We start from the raw sequence: 15,831 nt of genomic DNA, 5'->3' as shown, positions 1-15,831 counted from the left end.
ATGAGTGGGTTAACTGGCGATCGCCTGGCGGCGCAATTCGCGCGCCTTGGTCAGGATGATGTCTTCCAGCTTCTGCACGGTCGCGGCCTGCACCGGCGCATCGACCCAGTTGCCCGCCTGGTTGACCTGGCGGCTGGCGGCGACGCGCAGCGCATCGGCGCGCAGGTCCTGGTCGAGGATCGAGACGGTCAACTTCACGCGTTCGCCCGGGTTTTCGGGGTTCGCGTACCAGTCGGTCACGATCACGCCGCCCGCACTGTCCGCCTGCAGCAGCGGCGCGAAGCTGACCGCTTCGAGGCTGGCGCGCCACAGGTAGGAATTGACGCCGATGGTGGTCACCTGGCTGGCGGCGACATCGGCATCGGGCAAGTCGTTGCCGCTCGCGCACGCGGCGAGCGCGGTGCAGGCGCCCAGCAGGCTGACGGTGGCAATCGGGAGGCGGCGCTTGATCATTATGGCTGGCTTTCCGTGTGAAGATGCGATGAAACAGGTCGGCAGACCGCGCATGACATGCCTTTATCGCCGCGAACCGACCGCAGCAAGGGCGCGGCCCTACCGTGGCCCGCCAAGCTGGCGTTCGCGGCTGTACCCATCCTGAACTTTGCCGCACTCCGCGTAACTTAGCGCCGACTCGAAGTTCGAGGGGCAATATGTGTGCCGTGTGCAACACCTGCCTCACCAAGCGCGCCGGGGCTTGTGGAAAAGCTAGCAAGCAGGTGTGCGAGGGCATATTCAAGGATTCGCACGGGGGGAGGATCGTACTGTTCGTTCCGTGCGTTAGACGGTTTGGTACGTTAGGTAAGAGTGTTCACTCACCGTAAGGTTTGCGGTGCTAGGATTGAGGGTAATGAGCGACAGGACCGCCTCTCGACTGCGCAAGCTGCTTGCACCCGCCCTCGGCGGTGCGCTGGCGCTCGTCGCGGTTCCGGTGGCAGGCGTTGCTCTGGCCGAAGTCACGACGCCCTCGCTCGTCTCCGATATCTCGGGCAGTGGCGCGCTCTTTACCCCGGCGACGGTCGATCCCGCTCTCGCCCGCCGCGTGACCGAGCATTATGCCGCGCGGCGCGAAGCGCTTCCCTTCACGCCCGCGACGGGCAAGGCGATTTCCGATCGCACGGTGACAGTCGCCGTCCGAGTCGACGACGATTCGGCCCGCGCGATCTCGATTCGCTCCGCAATCGATTCGACCCGCAGCGAACCCGGCCGCCGCGAGGTCGCGGTCGCCCCCTCGGCATTCGATCTCGGCGTTGCCCGCGGCTATCAGAGCTTCACCAAGCCGGCCTCCGAACTGCCAAAGTCGGTCTCGCGCATCGCCATGCCCGATCTCGCGCAGTTCCGCCCGTCGGAAGGCGCACGGGACAAGCCGAGCCGGTTCCAGCCGCGGATCTCGGTCGATCAGGAAGCGACCCCCGGCCGCGCGCCGCGCACGCTCGAAGGCCAGGGCGATCGCAGGCTGGATGTCGGCGGATCGTACCGCGTCTCGCGCAATCTCGATGTGACCGCCGGGGTGCGCTATTCCGAAGAGCAGGATCGCCTGACCCCGCTGACCGACTCAAGCGACGACAGCCAGTCGGTCTATATCGGTACGCAGCTGCGCTTCTGATCGCCGCGCGTCTGCCGGCGCGTCGAATCCTCCCCATTTCCAGAGCCATCAGCCGGTTTTGCTTTGCCCGAGCGCGCGCCTGACGCTACGTCTTGGCGCAAGGCCGGACAAAACGGGTCGGACGAACGCTTGGGAGAGTAACTATGGCACGTGTCGCGGTGGTGACGGGTGGAACGCGCGGTATTGGCGAGGCGATCAGCCTGGCGCTCAAGGAACAGGGTCGCAAGGTCATCGCCAATTACGCCGGCAATGACGAGCGCGCGCGCGAATTTTCCGACCGGACCGGCATCGATGTGATGAAGTGGGATGTCGGCGACCACCAGGCATGCCTCGACGGATGCGCAAGGATCGCCGAGGAATTCGGACGGGTCGAGATCGTCGTCAATAATGCGGGCATCACCCGCGACGGCACGCTCGCCAAAATGAGCTTCGACGACTGGAACGAGGTCATGCGCGTCAATCTTGGCGGCTGCTTCAACATGGCCAAGGCCTGTTTCCCCGGCATGCGCGAAGGCAACTGGGGCCGGATCGTGAATATCGGATCGATCAACGGGCAGGCAGGCCAGTACGGTCAGGTGAACTATGCCGCCGCCAAATCGGGCATCCACGGCTTCACCAAGGCGCTGGCGCAGGAAGGCGCGCGCTACGGCATCACCGTCAACGCGATCGCGCCGGGCTATATCGACACCGACATGGTCGCCGCAGTGCCGGACGATGTCCTGGCCAAGATCGTGGCCAAGATCCCGGTCGGGCGACTTGGTCAGGCGAGCGAGATTGCCCGCGGGGTCGCGTTCCTCACTGCCGATCACGGCGAGTTCGTGACCGGGTCGACCATGAGCATCAACGGCGGCCAGCACATGTATTGACCGCGACCGGTGCCATGGCGCGCGGTCCGCGCCGTGGCACCGACCCTGCGGTCACTCGATGAAATAGCCCACGACTTTCCACGCATTATCCTCGCGCTCCAGCGTGACGGATTCGATCACGCCCTCGCGCTGCGCGAAGTCGCTGCGGAACTGCACGACGCGGTATCCGCGGGGCGGCGCATTGACGGACTGGTAGCCGATCGCCTCGCGCGATCGCACTTGCCCCAGCGGCACGCGCGCGAGCTGCGACGCCTCGCGCCACGTCGCAACGGTGTTGGGTTCCTGGAAGGCCGACCCGGCGGCATCGTAACTCGCCTGCCAGTCCTTCGCGTCGACCAGCGCCAGCCATTCGCGCGCGGCGTCTTCGGTGGCATGGTCGAGCGCCACCTGTTCCGGCGGGCTGTCGGCGGGCGGTTCGTTATGGGTGGCGGCGGCGGCGAGAGCGATTGCGAGCAGAAGTGTCATGACGGCTATTCCTCCGATGATCCGGCCGCGTGTTGCTGCGGCCGGGCGGGCAGCGGATTGTTGCCCGTTCGATGGAGGTGAGGTTTGCGCCGCCTCGCCCGCTTCGGCTTCCCCCAAAACCTTGGGCACACAATTTTCGGGGGCGGGATTTTCGGCGGCAGGGCCCTCGGCACGGCCGAGCAGGCGCGCGGCCTCGCGGCTGCTGGTGACCGAAAGCTTGCGCCGCGCGGCGCGCAGCCGGTCGTTGATCGTGTGGACCGACAGGTCGAGCGTGCGCGCCATCGACTTCGCATCGTGCCCGTGGAGCATGAGGCGAAGCGTCTCCTTCTCCTTGTCGGTAAGCGCGTCGATGCCCTCTGCCATGCGCGCGATCCTATGGGCCCGTCAGGAAGGTGCCCACCCCAAATTATTGGTGTCGCGGCGGCGCGCAGGATAGGCTGGCGCGATGACCGCCCGCTATCACCCGCCCGTCAAGCGATCGGTCGAGATCGCCGGCCACAAGACCAGCATCACGCTCGAGCCGGTGTTCTGGGATCTGCTGCGCGACCATGCGCGCGCACGCCGCGTGCCGGTCAACGCCATCGTCGCGCGGGTCGATGCGGCACGGCTCGAAGCCGACGAACCCACGGGGCTCGCCAGCGCGATACGTCAGTATCTGGTGGAGGAGCTCAGGCGCGGGGCCATGGCCTAGACCACGCCCCGCGTCCCGAAATTTCGCTTAGTACTTGGCGGTCGCGTCGCTCGCCGGGAAGGTCTCGTCGAGCGCTTCGTCGGTGCTGCTCATCTTGTCGCCCTTGGTGGCGGTGGCAGCCGAACCGGCTTCGCGGAACTGCCCTTCGGGCTGACCCTTGGCGAAGGCGACGCCGTTCTCGTCCTTGCGGTTCTTGTATGCCTGGTAGCCCAGATAGCCGAGGCCACCGAGAATTGCGGTACGAATCAAACCCATGTCACGTCTCCAGAAAAGTGTCGTTATCTGGCGAACGAGGGAGCGCGGCGTTAGGTCCTGAAAATCGGCGCTATTCGTCGCCGACCCGCTCGATATCGGCACCGATCGCCTGGAGCTTTTCCTCCAGCCGCTCGTAGCCGCGGTCGAGGTGGTAGATTCGCCGGATCTGCGATTCGCCCTCGGCAGCCAGCGCGGCGATGACGAGGCTCATCGAAGCGCGCAGGTCGGTCGCCATGACTTCCGCCCCGGTCAGCCCATCCTGCCCCTTCACGATCGCGGTGCGCCCCGACACATCGATGTCCGCGCCCATGCGGCTGAGTTCGGGCACGTGCATGTAGCGGTTTTCGAAGATCGTCTCGGTCAGCACGCTGGTGCCTTCGGCCACGGTCAGCAGCGCCATCAGCTGCGCCTGCATGTCGGTCGCGAGGCCCGGATAGGGCGCGGTCGAGAGGTTGGCCGCCTTGAGCTTGCCATTGGCGGCGACCCGCACGCCGTCCTTCTCGTTCTCGACATGCACGCCGATATTGCGCAGCGCGTGGAGCGTGGCGGACATGTCGTCGGCCTTCGCGCCCTTGAGCAGCGCCTCGCCCCCGGTGATCGCGGCGGCGCAGGCATAGGACCCCGCCTCGATCCGGTCGGCCATGACGCGGTAGGTCGCACCGTGAAGCCGTTTGACGCCGTGGATGACGAGGTCGGACTGGCCGATATTCTCGATCTGCGCGCCCATCGCCACCAGCAGGTTGCACAGGTCGACGATCTCGGGCTCGCGCGCGGCGTTGCGCAGCGTCGAGGTGCCGTTGGCGAGCACCGCCGCCATCAGCGCATTCTCGGTCGCCCCGACCGATACGACGGGGAAATCGAACTCGCCGCCCGGCAGGCCGCCGTCGGGCGCGTGGGCGCGGACATAGCCCTGCGCCAGCTCGATATCCGCACCGAGAGCTTCGAGCGCGGAGAGATGCAGGTCGATCGGGCGGTTGCCGATCGCGCAGCCGCCCGGCTGCGACACCGTGGCGACTCCCGCGCGCGCCAGCATCGGCCCCAGCACGAGGATCGAGGCGCGCATCTTGCGCACCAGATCGTAAGGCGCGGTGGTCGAGGTGAGGCGGGTCGCTTCGAAAGTGACGACGCGGCCGAAATCCTCGGGCCGGGTGCCCGCGATGTTCACCGCGACGCCGAACTGCGTCATCAGATGCTGGAAGCCGTCGATATCCGCCAGCCGCGGCAGATTGCGCAGCGTCAGCGGCTCGTCGGTCAGCAGTGCGCAGGGGATCAGGGTCAGCGCGGAGTTCTTCGCGCCCGAGATCGGGATGGTTCCGGAAAGCCTGTGCCCGCCGATAATGCGTAGTTTGTCCATTGCATGGCCGTTTAGCGGTCGTGTGCAGCAAAACAAGCCGCACCCGCGGGGCCTACGCAACATACGTCATGTTGACGCGCCCGTCCGCCCCGGACATAGCCATACCCCATGGCGCATAAACCGATCCGCAAGGCCGTTTTCCCCGTCGCAGGACTGGGAACCCGCTTTCTCCCCGCGACCAAGGCCATCCCCAAGGAAATGCTCGCGATCGTCGATCGGCCGCTGATCCAGTACGCGGTGGACGAGGCGCGCGAGGCGGGGATCGAGCAGATGATCTTCGTCACCGGGCGCGGGAAGACCGCGATCGTCGAACATTTCGATATCGCCTTCGAGCTCGAACGCACGATGACCGAGCGCGGGAAGGACCTCTCGATCCTCGATTCGACTCGCGCGACGCCGGGCGACATCATCACCGTGCGCCAGCAGGAGCCGATGGGCCTGGGCCACGCGATCTGGTGCGCGCGTGCAATCGTCGGCGACGATCCCTTCGCGATCTTCCTCCCCGACGAGCTGATGATCGGCAAGGAAGGCAGCACCGGCTGCATGAAGCAGATGGTCGATGCCTACGAGCAGGTCGGCGGCAATCTCATCAGCGTGCTCGAAGTCCCGCAGGAAAGCGTGTCGAGCTACGGCGTGATCGCGCCGGGCGAAACGAAGAGCGACACGCTGACCGAGGTCACGGGCCTCGTCGAAAAGCCGCCGGTGGCCGAGGCGCCGTCGAACAAGATCATCTCGGGCCGCTATATCCTCCAGCCCGAAGTGATGCGCGTGCTCGAAAACCAGGGCAAGGGCGCGGGCGGCGAAATCCAGCTGACCGATGCGATGGCCAAGATGATCGGCAACCAGGCATTCCACGCGGTCACCTTCGACGGCGCACGCTACGACTGCGGCAGCAAGACCGGCTTCGTCGAGGCGACGCTCGCGCTGGCGCTGGAGCGCGATGACATGGGCGCGGAAGTGCGCGCGATGGCGGAGCGTCTGCTCAAGGCGTAAGCGCGTTCACGCGCGGCAGGACGTTGATTTTCCTACATTCGCGGGGTCTGATAGGGCGCGATCCGCTCTTTCACACCGTCAATCGTGCCGCTGCATCCGAGCGGCGATCCGCAGGCGGATGAGTTCATCCGCCAAAAAAATGCCCGAAAGCAGGCAATGTGTCACCCTGGCGGAGGCGATCCACGCTAAAAACGCCTGTATTCAAGCAGTTGCCGACGGCGAACCGAGGGTGACACATGGGTGACACGTGTCACCCTGTCAGCTCTGCCTGTTTGGCATATTCCTCGCGCAATTCGCGCTTGTAGAGCTTGCCATTGGCCTCGCGCGGAAGCTCGGGCCGGAAGTCGAAGCGCCTGGGCATTTTCACCCGGCTGAGCTGGGGTTCGAGGAAGGCGCGCAGCTCCTCCTCCAGTGCCTCGCCCGCAGTATCGAAATCGACGGGCTGGATCACCGCCACGACGCGCTCGCCCAGATCGGGATCGGGCGCACCGATGACCGCCGCGTCGAGCACCTTGTCGTGCGCCACCAGCAGGTTCTCGATCTCCTGCGGGTAGATGTTCACCCCGCCCGAGATGATCATGTGGCTCTTGCGGTCGGTGAGGAAGATGAAGCCGTCCTCGTCGACGTGCCCGATATCGCCCAGAGTCATCCAGCCGCGTTCATGCATCGCGTCGGCAGTCTTGCCCGGGTCCTTGTGATAGCTGGGCAGGGTCTCATTCTCGAAGAACAGCAGGCCGGTCTCGCCCGGCGGCAGTTCGGAGCCGTCCTCGGCGCAGACATGCGCCTTGCCGTAGATCATCCGCCCGACCGTGCCGGGCCTGGCGAGCCACTCCTCGCTCTTGACCAGCGACATGCCGATCCCTTCGGACCCGGCGTAATATTCCTGGATGATCGGCCCCCACCATTCGATCATCGCCTGCTTGATCGGCACCGGGCACGGCGCGGCGGCATGGATCGCGCGCTGGTGGCTGGAGAGATCGTATTTCGTCCGCTCTTCCTCAGGCAGTTTGAGCATCCGCACGAAATGGGTCGGCACCCACTGGCTGTCGGTCACGCGATATTTCTCGATCGCGGCGAGAGCGCCTTCGGGCGTGAACTTCTCCATGATCACCACCGTCCCGCCGAGCCGGTGGACCGTGGTGCACCAGCCGAGCGGCGCGGCGTGATAGAGCGGCGCGGGCGAGAGATAGACCATGCTCCCGTCGCTCGGCATGCCCACGCCCATCGTCGCAAGGCCGACCAGCGCATTGGGAGTAGTGATATCCTCGCTCGGCGGCGGCGGGGGGACGATGCCCTTGGGCCGCCCCGTCGTGCCCGAAGAATAGAGCATGTACTGCCCCGGCACCGGGTCCTCGATCATCTCGGCGGATTGCTCCGCGATTTCTCCGGTGAAGGCGTCGCTGTCGACGTCGATGATGGTGAGGCCGGGCGCGATCCGCGCGAGCTCCCCGGTCACGTCGGCGAACGCGCGCGACGTCAGCAGCAGGGTGCATTCCGCATCGGCGAGGATATAGGCGATCTCGGGCGCGGTGAGCCGGGTCGCGATCGGCACCAGCATCGCGCCCATCCGCTGCGTGGCCCAGACCATCTCGAGATAGAGCGGGCGGTTCTCGAGCAGCAAGCCCACGCTCGTGCCGCGGGCGGCGCCGCGCGCGCGCAGCCACCGCGCCGCGCGATTGGCAAAGGCGTCGAGCTCGCCATAGGTGATCGTCCTGCCGCTCGTCGCGTTGACGATGGCCGCGTGATCGGGCCGCGTGGCAGCGTGATGGATCGGATGCATTTTTCTCTCTCCCGGGCCGCAGTCTTTCCGATGGGCCGGGGGAGAGCAAGGGGAAAACGCGCATAAAAAAGGCGGCGCCGCAGCACCGCCTTCTTCAATTCCCGAACCTTGGTGTCGTTGGGGGTCGTGCGACCTATTCCTCGTCGCCGCCGCCCATGCCGCCGGGGCCCATCGCGAGGCGGAAAGCCTCCTGCGCTTCGGTTTCGACCATGAAGGGACGCGGGTCGACCGCCTTGCCGTCGATGCGCACTTCGTAGTGCAGGTGCGGCCCGGTCGAACGGCCGGTCGAGCCGACATAACCGATCAGGTCGCCCTTGCGGACCTGCGCGCCGTCGGAAACGACGATCCGCGAAAGGTGCGCATAGCGGGTCTCGATCGCGTTGCCGTGGCCGATCTGGATGTAGTTGCCGTAGCTTCCCCAGTAATTCGCACGCTCGATCACACCGTCGGCGGTCGCGTAGATCGGGGTCCCCGAGGGGGCGGCCAGATCGACGCCATTGTGGTTGGCGCGCTTGCGCAGAACGGGATGGTTGCGCATGCCGTAGCTGCTGCTCATTCGCGCATCATTGACCGGCATGCGCGAAGGCACGGCGACCGAGATGGCGATTTCAGGCTCCGGGCTGCGCTCGATATCCATCGTCTGCCAGCTGGCGAAGAGCTGCCGGAACTGCGCATCACCGTTGCCGAGCGGGCTCTGGGCCTCCTCGACGGCATCGGTAACGTCGGCCGCGGCTGCGGCGCTGGTGTTGGCGTGCGCGGGCACGGCGAAGGTGGCAAGTGCCGCGGTGGCAATCATCGTCGCGCGGCTGAAAAGTCGATCAGTGGTCAGCAAAATATCCGTCCTCTGTCGGCGGCGGGGGCATGCCCCGCGGTTCCGATCCCTTGTGCTTCCTCGATCCGGTGGAAGCGCCGAGACCCCGAAAAATCATGACGGGAACCTTTCCCGCCTTCGTCTGTATGTTTGTTAGGCGGCGTTAGGTCGAAACGGCAACCGAACCGTAGAAGTCTCGCGACAAACCGGCTGCGTAACGCGCTGAGTCGTTGAATGGCGGCCTCAACACCCCCCTGAAGTGCTGTTTAACCAAGATGTGCCAGCGTTTCGGCGGGTCGAAACCGTGCCTTTGGGCATGTGCGACGAAATGCCTTGTGCCGATCGCCACATGCCGGATTTCGTCGTCAAGGATGCGCTGGAGGATTTTCGCGCCGGTCAGGTCGCCCTTGGCGCGCACTCTTTCGAGCGTCGCGGGGGTCACATCGAGACCGCGCGCTTCGAGAACCATGGGAACGACGGCGAGCCGCGCGGCGACATCGTGCCGCGTCTCGTGCGCCGACTGCCACAGTCCCGCGTGGGCCGGCAGCGCGCCGTAGAACGATCCGAGCGAAGCCAGCTTGCGCTCCAGCAATGCGAAATGCATCGCCTCGTCCGCCGCCACTGCCATAAAGTCGTCGGTAAAGCCGCGCGGCATCTGGCCGCCGAACCTTCCGACCATATCCAGCGCAAGATCGATCGCCACGAATTCGATATGCGCGAGCGCATGCCACAGCGCGATCTGTCCGCGCTGCGATCCGCCCTTGCCGCGCTTGGGCATCTTGCCGGGCGGCAGCAACTCGGGCCGTGCGGGCCGCGCCGGATAATCGGGCATCGCCGCATCGAATTCGTGCACCAGCCGCCCCAGTCGCCAGTCGCGCGCCACCTGCCTGGCGGCGAATATCTTGGCCCTGGCCGGCCCGGTGAGCAACGCGGCGCGGATCGCCTCCGAAAGAGTAGAAGGCGCAGGGGTGGCCGGCTCGCTTCCGCTCACAGTTCGCGGGCGGTCGCCAGAACCTCCTCGGCGTGCCCGGCGACCTTCACCTTGGGCCAGATGCGGGCGATCTTGCCGTCCGCGTTCACCAGATAGGTGCTGCGCACCATGCCCATGAAGGTCTTGCCGTACATTGTCTTCTCGGCCCAGACGCCGAGTTCGTCGGACAGGCCACTCTCTTCCGCATCGGTTGCCAGATCGACCGTGAGGTCATGCTTGGCGATGAAGTTCTGGTGCTTTTTGCTCGAATCCTTGCTGATGCCGAGCAGCGCGCAATCCGCCTGTTCGAAATCGGCTTTCAGTGCGGAAAAGTCCTTCGCCTCGGTCGTGCAGCCGGGGGTATTGTCCTTGGGATAGAAGAACAGCACCAGCTTGCGCCCGCGATAGTCGGACGGCTTCACGCTTTCGCCGTCGTGCCGCACCATCTCGATATCGGGGATCGTATCCCCTTCGCTTACGCTCATCGGTCCAACTCCAGCTTTGTTTCGAATATCTGCTGCCATGTCTGCGCGACGCTTTGCCGCGCCTTCGCCACGGCTTGCAAGAGGTCCGCGGGTCCAGCGCAACCGCATGCCTTCGCAAGCGCTTCCCCCGCCGCGCCCGGCGGACAGGAAAGATCGGGCGCGAGCAGGCGCGCGGCGACGATCAGCCGGGTCAGGAAATCTTGCGCCTGCGCGAATTCCGCCGGCAGTTCGCCTGCGTGCACCAGCGTCTCGCACACCTTCGACAGGCGGGGGTCGAGCGCGATCCCGTCGCGCAGCTGCAGGAAGTGCAGGATGAACTCGATGTCGACCAGCCCGCCGCGCAGCAGTTTGACGTCGAGCGGCCCCTTCGCCGGCTTGTGCTGCGCCATCTCGGCGCGCATCCGGAGAACGTCTTCGCGCAAGGTCGCCGGGTCGCGCGGGGCGCACAGCACCTCGCGAATAATGTCCTCGACTCGCGCCCGGGCGGAGAAAGAGCCTGCCACCGTCCGCGCCCGGGCCAGCGCCATATGCTCCCACGTCCAGGCCGATTCGCGCTGGTAGCGGGAAAAGCTTTCCACACTGACCGCGAGCGGCCCCTGCGCGCCCTGCGGCCGCAAGCGTGTGTCGACTTCGTAGAGCGGGCCTTCGGCGGTCGGCACGCTGAGCGCGGCGCTGACGCGCTGGGCGAGCCGGTTGAAGTAGCGCGAGGCGCCCATCGGCCGCTCGCCATTGCTTTCGGCGGAATAGTCTCCGGTGAACAGGTAGACGATATCGAGATCGGAAGCATGCGTCAGCGCCTCGCCGCCCAGCCTGCCGAGGCCCAGGATCACCATCTCGCTGCCTTCGACCTCGCCGTGAGCGCGCGCGAACTCCGCCTTCGCCCCCGCCATCGCCGCCTGCAGTGCAGCCTCGGCAACGGTCGCGAAGCCGCGCGCGATATCGAGCGGGTCGTGCGTGCCGCCGATCAGCTGCACGCCGAGCGCGAAGCGTTGTTCCCCCGTCACCACCCTGATCCGGTCGAGCAGGGCCTCGTAATTGCCCAAGGGCTCGGCCCGCATCATCGAGGACCGCAGCGAGGACACGCGTTCGGGCAGGTCGAGCGCGGAGCGGTCGATCAGCGCATCGAGCAGCGCGGGACGTAAAGCGAGATCGTTGGCGAGCGGCGGGGCCAGCGTGATGATCGAGAGGAACTGGTCTAGCAGCGCGGGCCGCGCCTCGAGCAGGCGGAACAGGTTGATCCCGCTGGGAAGCGCTTCGAGCAGACGTTCGAGCCGCACGATCGCCCGGTCCGGTTCGGCGGATTGCGCAAGCGATTCGAGCAGCGATGGCAGCAGCCGGCGAAAGGCATTTTGCGCATCGGTCCCGCGCAACGCCCGGTAGCGCCCGTCGAGCCAGTTCGCGACCCGATCCGAAATGTCGCCCTCCTGTGCGAGCGGACTGTCCGCCACAAGCTCGCGCACCGGGCGATCCTCCGCCGCGCCGGTCCTGCTGCTCTCGAGCAGGTCGTCGAACGCGCGTGCGGTCGCGGCAAGATGCGGCTCGAGCGTCGCCAGTAGCGCATTTCCATCGGCGTATCCGTCCAGCCGCGCCAGCCGATCGAGCGCCTCGCCCTCGGGAATGGCGTGCGTCTGCCGGTCTTCGAGCATCTGGATACGGTGTTCGACCACGCGCAGCCGGGTGTAAGCCTCGGCCAGCCGGATTGCGGTCTCCTCCTCCACGATGTCCGCGCGTGCGAGCGTGAGCAGGGCGGCGCGCGTATCGCTGCTGCGCAGCCGCGGATCGCGCCCGCCATGGATCAGCTGGTGCGTCTGGGCGAAGAACTCGATCTCGCGGATCCCGCCGCGCCCGCGCTTCAGGTCGAAGCCGGAGCCGAGCGTGCTTTCCCCGCTATAGGCCTCGCGAATGCGCACACGCAGTTGCGCGATATCGTCGATCGTCCCGAAATCGAGCGACCTGCGCCACACGAAAGGCCGGATGCCCGAGAGGAAGCGCGCGCCGCGCTCCACATCCCCTGCCGCCGAGCGGGCGCGGATGAAGGCTGCCCGCTCCCACGCCAGCGCCGCGCTGCCATAATGCGACGCCGCCGCATTGACCGAGACTGCCAGCGGCGCCACCTCGGCCGCCGGGCGCAGCCGCAGGTCGACGCGAAAGACATAACCTTCCTCGGTATGGTCGGCGAGCAGGCGGACGATGTCTCGCGCCATGCGCTGCGCCGTTTCGGCGGGCGTGGACCGCTCGCCTTCGGCCAGCACCTCGGGATCGAACAGCAGGATCGGGTCGATATCCGAACTGTAATTGAGCTCGCGCGCCCCGTGCTTGCCCAGCGCGAGCGCGAAGAAGCCGTCGACACTGTCGAGCTTGGTGCGGGCCTGCGCCGCCTCCGCGATGGCGGTATCGAGCGCGAGGTCCGCGAAGGCGGAGAGGCGCTGCATCACGTCGTCGAGCGTGAAGGCCCCGGCCAGATCGCCGATCGCCAGCGTTAGGGCGAGCGCGAGGCGCTGGCGCCGCAGCGCGATTCCGACCGGCTGGTCGGCCCCGGCCTGCTCGCAGAATGCGAAAGCGGCGCCGGTGTCGCCCGCCGCCAGGATCGCGGCCAGATCAGGCAAGCGGTCGAGACTACGCTCCAGGAAAGGAGCGTTCTCGCGTGCCCGGGCAATCGCATCTGACCAGCCGATCGTCGTCATACTTGCGCCCTGCCCGTCGTTTCCCGCGCTCGCAAGCCTGTTCGCTTGCCCTCGAGGCTCGGGTTTGCAACAAGCGCGCGACGACAAATTTCCGGAGTTTTCCCAAGCGATGAAACGCATTCTTGCTGTGGCGACGCTCGCCCTCGCTCTTGCCGGCTGCGACGCGGCCGTCCTTTCCGGGGGTGGCGACAGCGAAGCCGCGCTCGACATTCCGGACGTCGGCGTAGGCGATATCTCGCAGGAGACCATGGTCGACGTGACGCGCGAGCTGTCGAGCGACGCATTCGAAGGCCGCATGCCCGGCACCGAGGGCGGGCGCATGACAGTCGAATTGCTGACCGAGCGGTTCGAGGCCGCCGGGCTGGAGCCGGGCAATAATGGTTCGTGGACGCAGGACGTGCCGCTGGTGGAAATCACCGGCAGCGATTACGCGCCGCTTTCGATCACCGGCGGCGATGCGAACGGCATGGCATTCGAGCATGGCGACGACTGGGTCGGCGTGAGCTATCGCGAGACCGAGCGGACGCGGATCAACAACAGCGAGCTCGTCTTCGTGGGCTACGGCATCAACGCGCCCGAGCGTGGCTGGAACGATTACGAAGGCATCGACATGGAGGGGAAGACCGCGGTCATCCTCGTCAACGATCCCGATTTCGGCGCCGAGGACCTCGAAGGGCCGTTCGACGGCAAGGCGATGACCTATTACGGCCGCTGGACCTACAAGTACGAGGAAGCCGCGCGGCAGGGCGCGGCCGCCGCGCTGATCATCCACGAGAGCGAGCCGGCCTCCTATGGCTGGAACGTCGTCGAAAGCAGCTGGTCGGGGCCGCAGGGCTACCCCCAGAGGGGCGATAATGCGCCGCCGACCACGAAGATGAACGGCTGGATCCAGAACGCCGTCGCAGAACGGATCTTCGACGCCGCCGGGCAGGACCTGGATGCGCTGAAGGAAGCGGCGCGCAATGAGGACTTCACTCCGGTCGCGCTGGGGCTGAACGCCTCGACCAGCTTCACCAACGAGAGCCGCGAATACATGTCGCAAAACGTCATCGGCATCCTGCCGGGCGCGAAGCGGCCCGAGGAATACGTGCTGTATACGGCGCATTGGGACCATCTCGGCCGATGTACGCCCGCCGACGACGGCGACGACATCTGCAACGGCGCGGTCGACAACGCCACCGGCACCGCGGCGCTGGTCGCGCTGGCGGAAGCCCAGGCGAAGGCGGGCGCGGCGGATCGCAGCATGGTGTTCCTGGCGGTGACCGCAGAGGAACAGGGCCTGCTCGGCTCGACCTATTATGCGCAGAACCCGGTCTACCCGCTCGACCAGACGGTTGGCGGGGTGAACATGGACGCCTTCCTGATCGCAGGGCCGGCGCGCGACGTGACCGTGGTCGGCCCCGGCAAGTCGCAGCTCGACCAGTTCCTCGAAGCCGCGCTCGAGGCCGATGGCCGGGTCTCCACCGCCAACCCCAATCCGGAAGCGGGGTACTATTACCGCTCCGACCACTTCCCCTTCGCCAAGCAGGGGGTCCCGATGCTCTACATCGACGGCGGCGAGGACCTGATCGAGGGTGGCAGCGAAGCGGGCGCGGCGCTCGCCGCGGATTATCGCGACAGCCGCTATCACGGGCCGAAGGACGAGTTCGACGAGGAGTGGGACTGGTCGGGCGTGATGGCCGATCTGCAGCTCTACTACCGCCTCGGCCGGATGATGGCGATGTCGACCAGCTGGCCCAACTGGGTCGAAGGCGATGAATTCCGCTCCATCCGCGACGAAAGTTGCGCCGCGACCAATCAGGGCTGCTGATCGCAAGCACTGCGCGCCCGTCATGAGCATCGAGAGCGTTCGGCACCCCGCAGAATGGGAGCCGCAGGAATGGCTGTGGATCGGCTTCCCGCACGATCCGGCCGAATGGGGCGATGCTCTTGCCCCCGCGCAGGAGGAGATCGCAGGCTTCGCGAATGCCGTTGCCGAAAGCGGCCAGCCGGTGCGCCTGCTGGTCCGCGATGCGGCGAACGAGGCGCGGGCGAAGGCGCTGGTCTCGGGCGACGTGACGCTTGAGCGGCGGAGCTACGGCGATGTCTGGCTGCGCGACACCGGGCCGATCGTGGTCGATCGCGGCGGAGCGCGCCACGCCGTGCGTCCGGGCTTCAATGGCTGGGGCGGCAAATACCGAATGGCGGGCGACGAAAGCATCGGCGGGGAGCTGGCGAGGGATGCAGGCCTGCCGCTCGACCGGCCCGACTGGGTGCTCGAAGGCGGAGCGATCGACACCGACGGCGCGGGCACGCTGCTGACGACCGACCAGTGCCTGCTCAACCCCAACCGCAATCCCGACCTCTCGCGGACCGATATCGAAGCGCGGCTCAAGCACGATTTCGGGGCGGAGCGGATCGTGTGGCTGGGCGACGGGCTGCTCAACGATCACACCGACGGCCATGTCGACAACCTGGCGCGCTTCGTGGCCCCCGGCACTGTCGCGCTGGCCGAGCCCTTCGGCGAAGACGATCCCAATGCTCAGGTCTACGCCGACGCGAAGGCACGACTGGGAGAGGCAGGCCTTAAGGTCGCGTCCATCCCCTCGCCCGGACGAATTTCGCGCGGGCCATTCGTCGAGCCCGCGAGCTACGCCAATTTCGCGATCTGCAATTCGGTGATCGCGGTGCCGACCTTCGGGCTGCCACAGGATGCCGACGCGGTCGCCGCGATCGACTCGCTGTTTCCGACCCGCACCGCGATCGGACTGCCGATGCGCAGCGTGCTGGCGGGCGGTGGCGGCTTCCACTGCGCGAGCATGCAGATGCCCGGCCCGATACAAAGGCGCCGGGTAGGGATTTCTTAATCTGCGGGTCTCAGGGTGCCTGGCATGG

General features: G+C 66.6%; 15 protein-coding genes. 6 read left to right on the top strand and 9 right to left on the bottom strand.

Features of this window, described 5'->3' with window-relative positions:
* Positions 1–9: 9 nt before the first annotated feature.
* Positions 10–453 carry a DUF3576 domain-containing protein gene (locus DL238_RS04155; RefSeq protein WP_181883812.1) on the bottom strand — a complete coding sequence of 148 codons (444 nt, stop codon included), beginning with the start codon at positions 451–453 and terminating at the stop codon, positions 10–12.
* Between the two features lie 394 nt (positions 454–847).
* Between DL238_RS04155 and DL238_RS04150 the strand changes: the two genes are divergently transcribed.
* Together DL238_RS04150 and phbB are read left to right on the top strand one after the other, a co-directional pair.
* A complete protein-coding gene (locus DL238_RS04150) occupies positions 848–1,603 on the top strand; it encodes a Rho GTPase-activating protein (RefSeq protein ID WP_115491103.1) in 756 nt (251 codons plus the stop codon).
* A gap of 143 nt (positions 1,604–1,746) precedes the next feature.
* Positions 1,747–2,469 (top strand): acetoacetyl-CoA reductase, encoded by a 723-nt coding sequence (phbB, locus tag DL238_RS04145; protein WP_115491102.1) that lies wholly within the window; start codon positions 1,747–1,749, stop codon positions 2,467–2,469.
* Positions 2,470–2,520: 51 nt separating this feature from the next.
* On the opposite strand, the gene DL238_RS04140 is transcribed toward phbB, so the two are convergent.
* Positions 2,521–3,297, bottom strand: a complete 777-nt coding sequence (locus DL238_RS04140; RefSeq protein ID WP_115491101.1) for a helix-turn-helix domain-containing protein — start codon at positions 3,295–3,297, stop codon at positions 2,521–2,523.
* An 82-nt stretch (positions 3,298–3,379) separates the two neighbouring features.
* Here DL238_RS04140 and DL238_RS04135 point away from each other — a divergent pair, with 82 nt between their 5' ends.
* The gene (locus DL238_RS04135; RefSeq protein ID WP_115491100.1) at positions 3,380–3,625 is read left to right on the top strand and encodes a ribbon-helix-helix domain-containing protein; all 246 of its coding nucleotides are present in this window, start codon (positions 3,380–3,382) and stop codon (positions 3,623–3,625) included.
* Between the two features lie 27 nt (positions 3,626–3,652).
* On the opposite strand, the gene DL238_RS04130 is transcribed toward DL238_RS04135, so the two are convergent.
* A complete protein-coding gene (locus DL238_RS04130) occupies positions 3,653–3,880 on the bottom strand; it encodes a hypothetical protein (RefSeq protein WP_115491099.1) in 228 nt (75 codons plus the stop codon).
* Between the two features lie 70 nt (positions 3,881–3,950).
* Positions 3,951–5,234, bottom strand: coding sequence for a UDP-N-acetylglucosamine 1-carboxyvinyltransferase (murA, locus tag DL238_RS04125; protein ID WP_115491098.1), 1,284 nt, complete (start codon positions 5,232–5,234; stop codon positions 3,951–3,953).
* Positions 5,235–5,342: 108 nt separating this feature from the next.
* On the opposite strand from murA, the gene galU reads away from it, so the two are divergent.
* Positions 5,343–6,227, top strand: a complete 885-nt coding sequence (galU, locus tag DL238_RS04120) for a UTP--glucose-1-phosphate uridylyltransferase GalU (protein WP_115491097.1) — start codon at positions 5,343–5,345, stop codon at positions 6,225–6,227.
* Between the two features lie 250 nt (positions 6,228–6,477).
* On the opposite strand, the gene DL238_RS04115 is transcribed toward galU, so the two are convergent.
* The 5 genes from DL238_RS04115 to DL238_RS04095 form a co-directional block, all read right to left on the bottom strand.
* Positions 6,478–8,007 carry an acyl-CoA synthetase gene (locus tag DL238_RS04115; protein WP_115491096.1) on the bottom strand — a complete coding sequence of 510 codons (1,530 nt, stop codon included), beginning with the start codon at positions 8,005–8,007 and terminating at the stop codon, positions 6,478–6,480.
* 133 nt (positions 8,008–8,140) lie between these two features.
* Positions 8,141–8,803, bottom strand: a complete 663-nt coding sequence (locus tag DL238_RS04110) for a M23 family metallopeptidase (protein ID WP_181883932.1) — start codon at positions 8,801–8,803, stop codon at positions 8,141–8,143.
* Positions 8,804–8,981: 178 nt separating this feature from the next.
* Complete coding sequence (locus DL238_RS04105) at positions 8,982–9,809, bottom strand: ferritin-like domain-containing protein (RefSeq protein WP_115491095.1); 828 nt, start codon at positions 9,807–9,809, stop codon at positions 8,982–8,984.
* Positions 9,806–10,273, bottom strand: coding sequence for a peroxiredoxin (locus DL238_RS04100; protein ID WP_115491094.1), 468 nt, complete (start codon positions 10,271–10,273; stop codon positions 9,806–9,808). The genes DL238_RS04105 and DL238_RS04100 overlap by 4 nt, the downstream gene beginning before the upstream one ends.
* Entirely contained in the window at positions 10,270–12,957 is a 2,688-nt protein-coding gene (locus DL238_RS04095; RefSeq protein ID WP_115491093.1) for a bifunctional [glutamine synthetase] adenylyltransferase/[glutamine synthetase]-adenylyl-L-tyrosine phosphorylase, read from the bottom strand. Before DL238_RS04095 ends, DL238_RS04100 begins: the two co-directional genes overlap by 4 nt.
* A 109-nt stretch (positions 12,958–13,066) precedes the next feature.
* Between DL238_RS04095 and DL238_RS04090 the strand changes: the two genes are divergently transcribed.
* Together DL238_RS04090 and DL238_RS04085 are read left to right on the top strand one after the other, a co-directional pair.
* Complete coding sequence (locus DL238_RS04090) at positions 13,067–14,767, top strand: M28 family metallopeptidase (protein WP_115491092.1); 1,701 nt, start codon at positions 13,067–13,069, stop codon at positions 14,765–14,767.
* Positions 14,768–14,789: 22 nt separating this feature from the next.
* Entirely contained in the window at positions 14,790–15,803 is a 1,014-nt protein-coding gene (locus DL238_RS04085; protein ID WP_115491091.1) for an agmatine deiminase family protein, read from the top strand.
* The last annotated feature ends 28 nt before the right edge of the window (positions 15,804–15,831 follow it).

Source organism: Alteriqipengyuania lutimaris, from assembly GCF_003363135.1.
Lineage (GTDB): Bacteria > Pseudomonadota > Alphaproteobacteria > Sphingomonadales > Sphingomonadaceae > Alteriqipengyuania > Alteriqipengyuania lutimaris.
Note: the sequence above shows the minus strand (reverse complement) of the source record. Positions and strands in the feature narration are given on the sequence as shown.

Bases quoted from the DNA above. Each gene is read 5' to 3' on its own strand.
- DL238_RS04155 (WP_181883812.1), bottom strand. From the start codon at position 453: ATGATCAAGCGCCGCCTCCCGATTGCCACCGTCAGCCTGCTGGGCGCC.
- DL238_RS04150 (WP_115491103.1), top strand. From the start codon at position 848: ATGAGCGACAGGACCGCCTCTCGACTGCGCAAGCTGCTTGCACCCGCC.
- phbB (WP_115491102.1), top strand. From the start codon at position 1,747: ATGGCACGTGTCGCGGTGGTGACGGGTGGAACGCGCGGTATTGGCGAG.
- DL238_RS04140 (WP_115491101.1), bottom strand. From the start codon at position 3,297: ATGGCAGAGGGCATCGACGCGCTTACCGACAAGGAGAAGGAGACGCTT.
- DL238_RS04135 (WP_115491100.1), top strand. From the start codon at position 3,380: ATGACCGCCCGCTATCACCCGCCCGTCAAGCGATCGGTCGAGATCGCC.
- DL238_RS04130 (WP_115491099.1), bottom strand. From the start codon at position 3,880: ATGGGTTTGATTCGTACCGCAATTCTCGGTGGCCTCGGCTATCTGGGC.
- murA (WP_115491098.1), bottom strand. From the start codon at position 5,234: ATGGACAAACTACGCATTATCGGCGGGCACAGGCTTTCCGGAACCATC.
- galU (WP_115491097.1), top strand. From the start codon at position 5,343: ATGGCGCATAAACCGATCCGCAAGGCCGTTTTCCCCGTCGCAGGACTG.
- DL238_RS04115 (WP_115491096.1), bottom strand. From the start codon at position 8,007: ATGCATCCGATCCATCACGCTGCCACGCGGCCCGATCACGCGGCCATC.
- DL238_RS04110 (WP_181883932.1), bottom strand. From the start codon at position 8,803: ATGATTGCCACCGCGGCACTTGCCACCTTCGCCGTGCCCGCGCACGCC.
- DL238_RS04100 (WP_115491094.1), bottom strand. From the start codon at position 10,273: ATGAGCGTAAGCGAAGGGGATACGATCCCCGATATCGAGATGGTGCGG.
- DL238_RS04095 (WP_115491093.1), bottom strand. From the start codon at position 12,957: ATGACGACGATCGGCTGGTCAGATGCGATTGCCCGGGCACGCGAGAAC.
- DL238_RS04090 (WP_115491092.1), top strand. From the start codon at position 13,067: ATGAAACGCATTCTTGCTGTGGCGACGCTCGCCCTCGCTCTTGCCGGC.
- DL238_RS04085 (WP_115491091.1), top strand. From the start codon at position 14,790: ATGAGCATCGAGAGCGTTCGGCACCCCGCAGAATGGGAGCCGCAGGAA.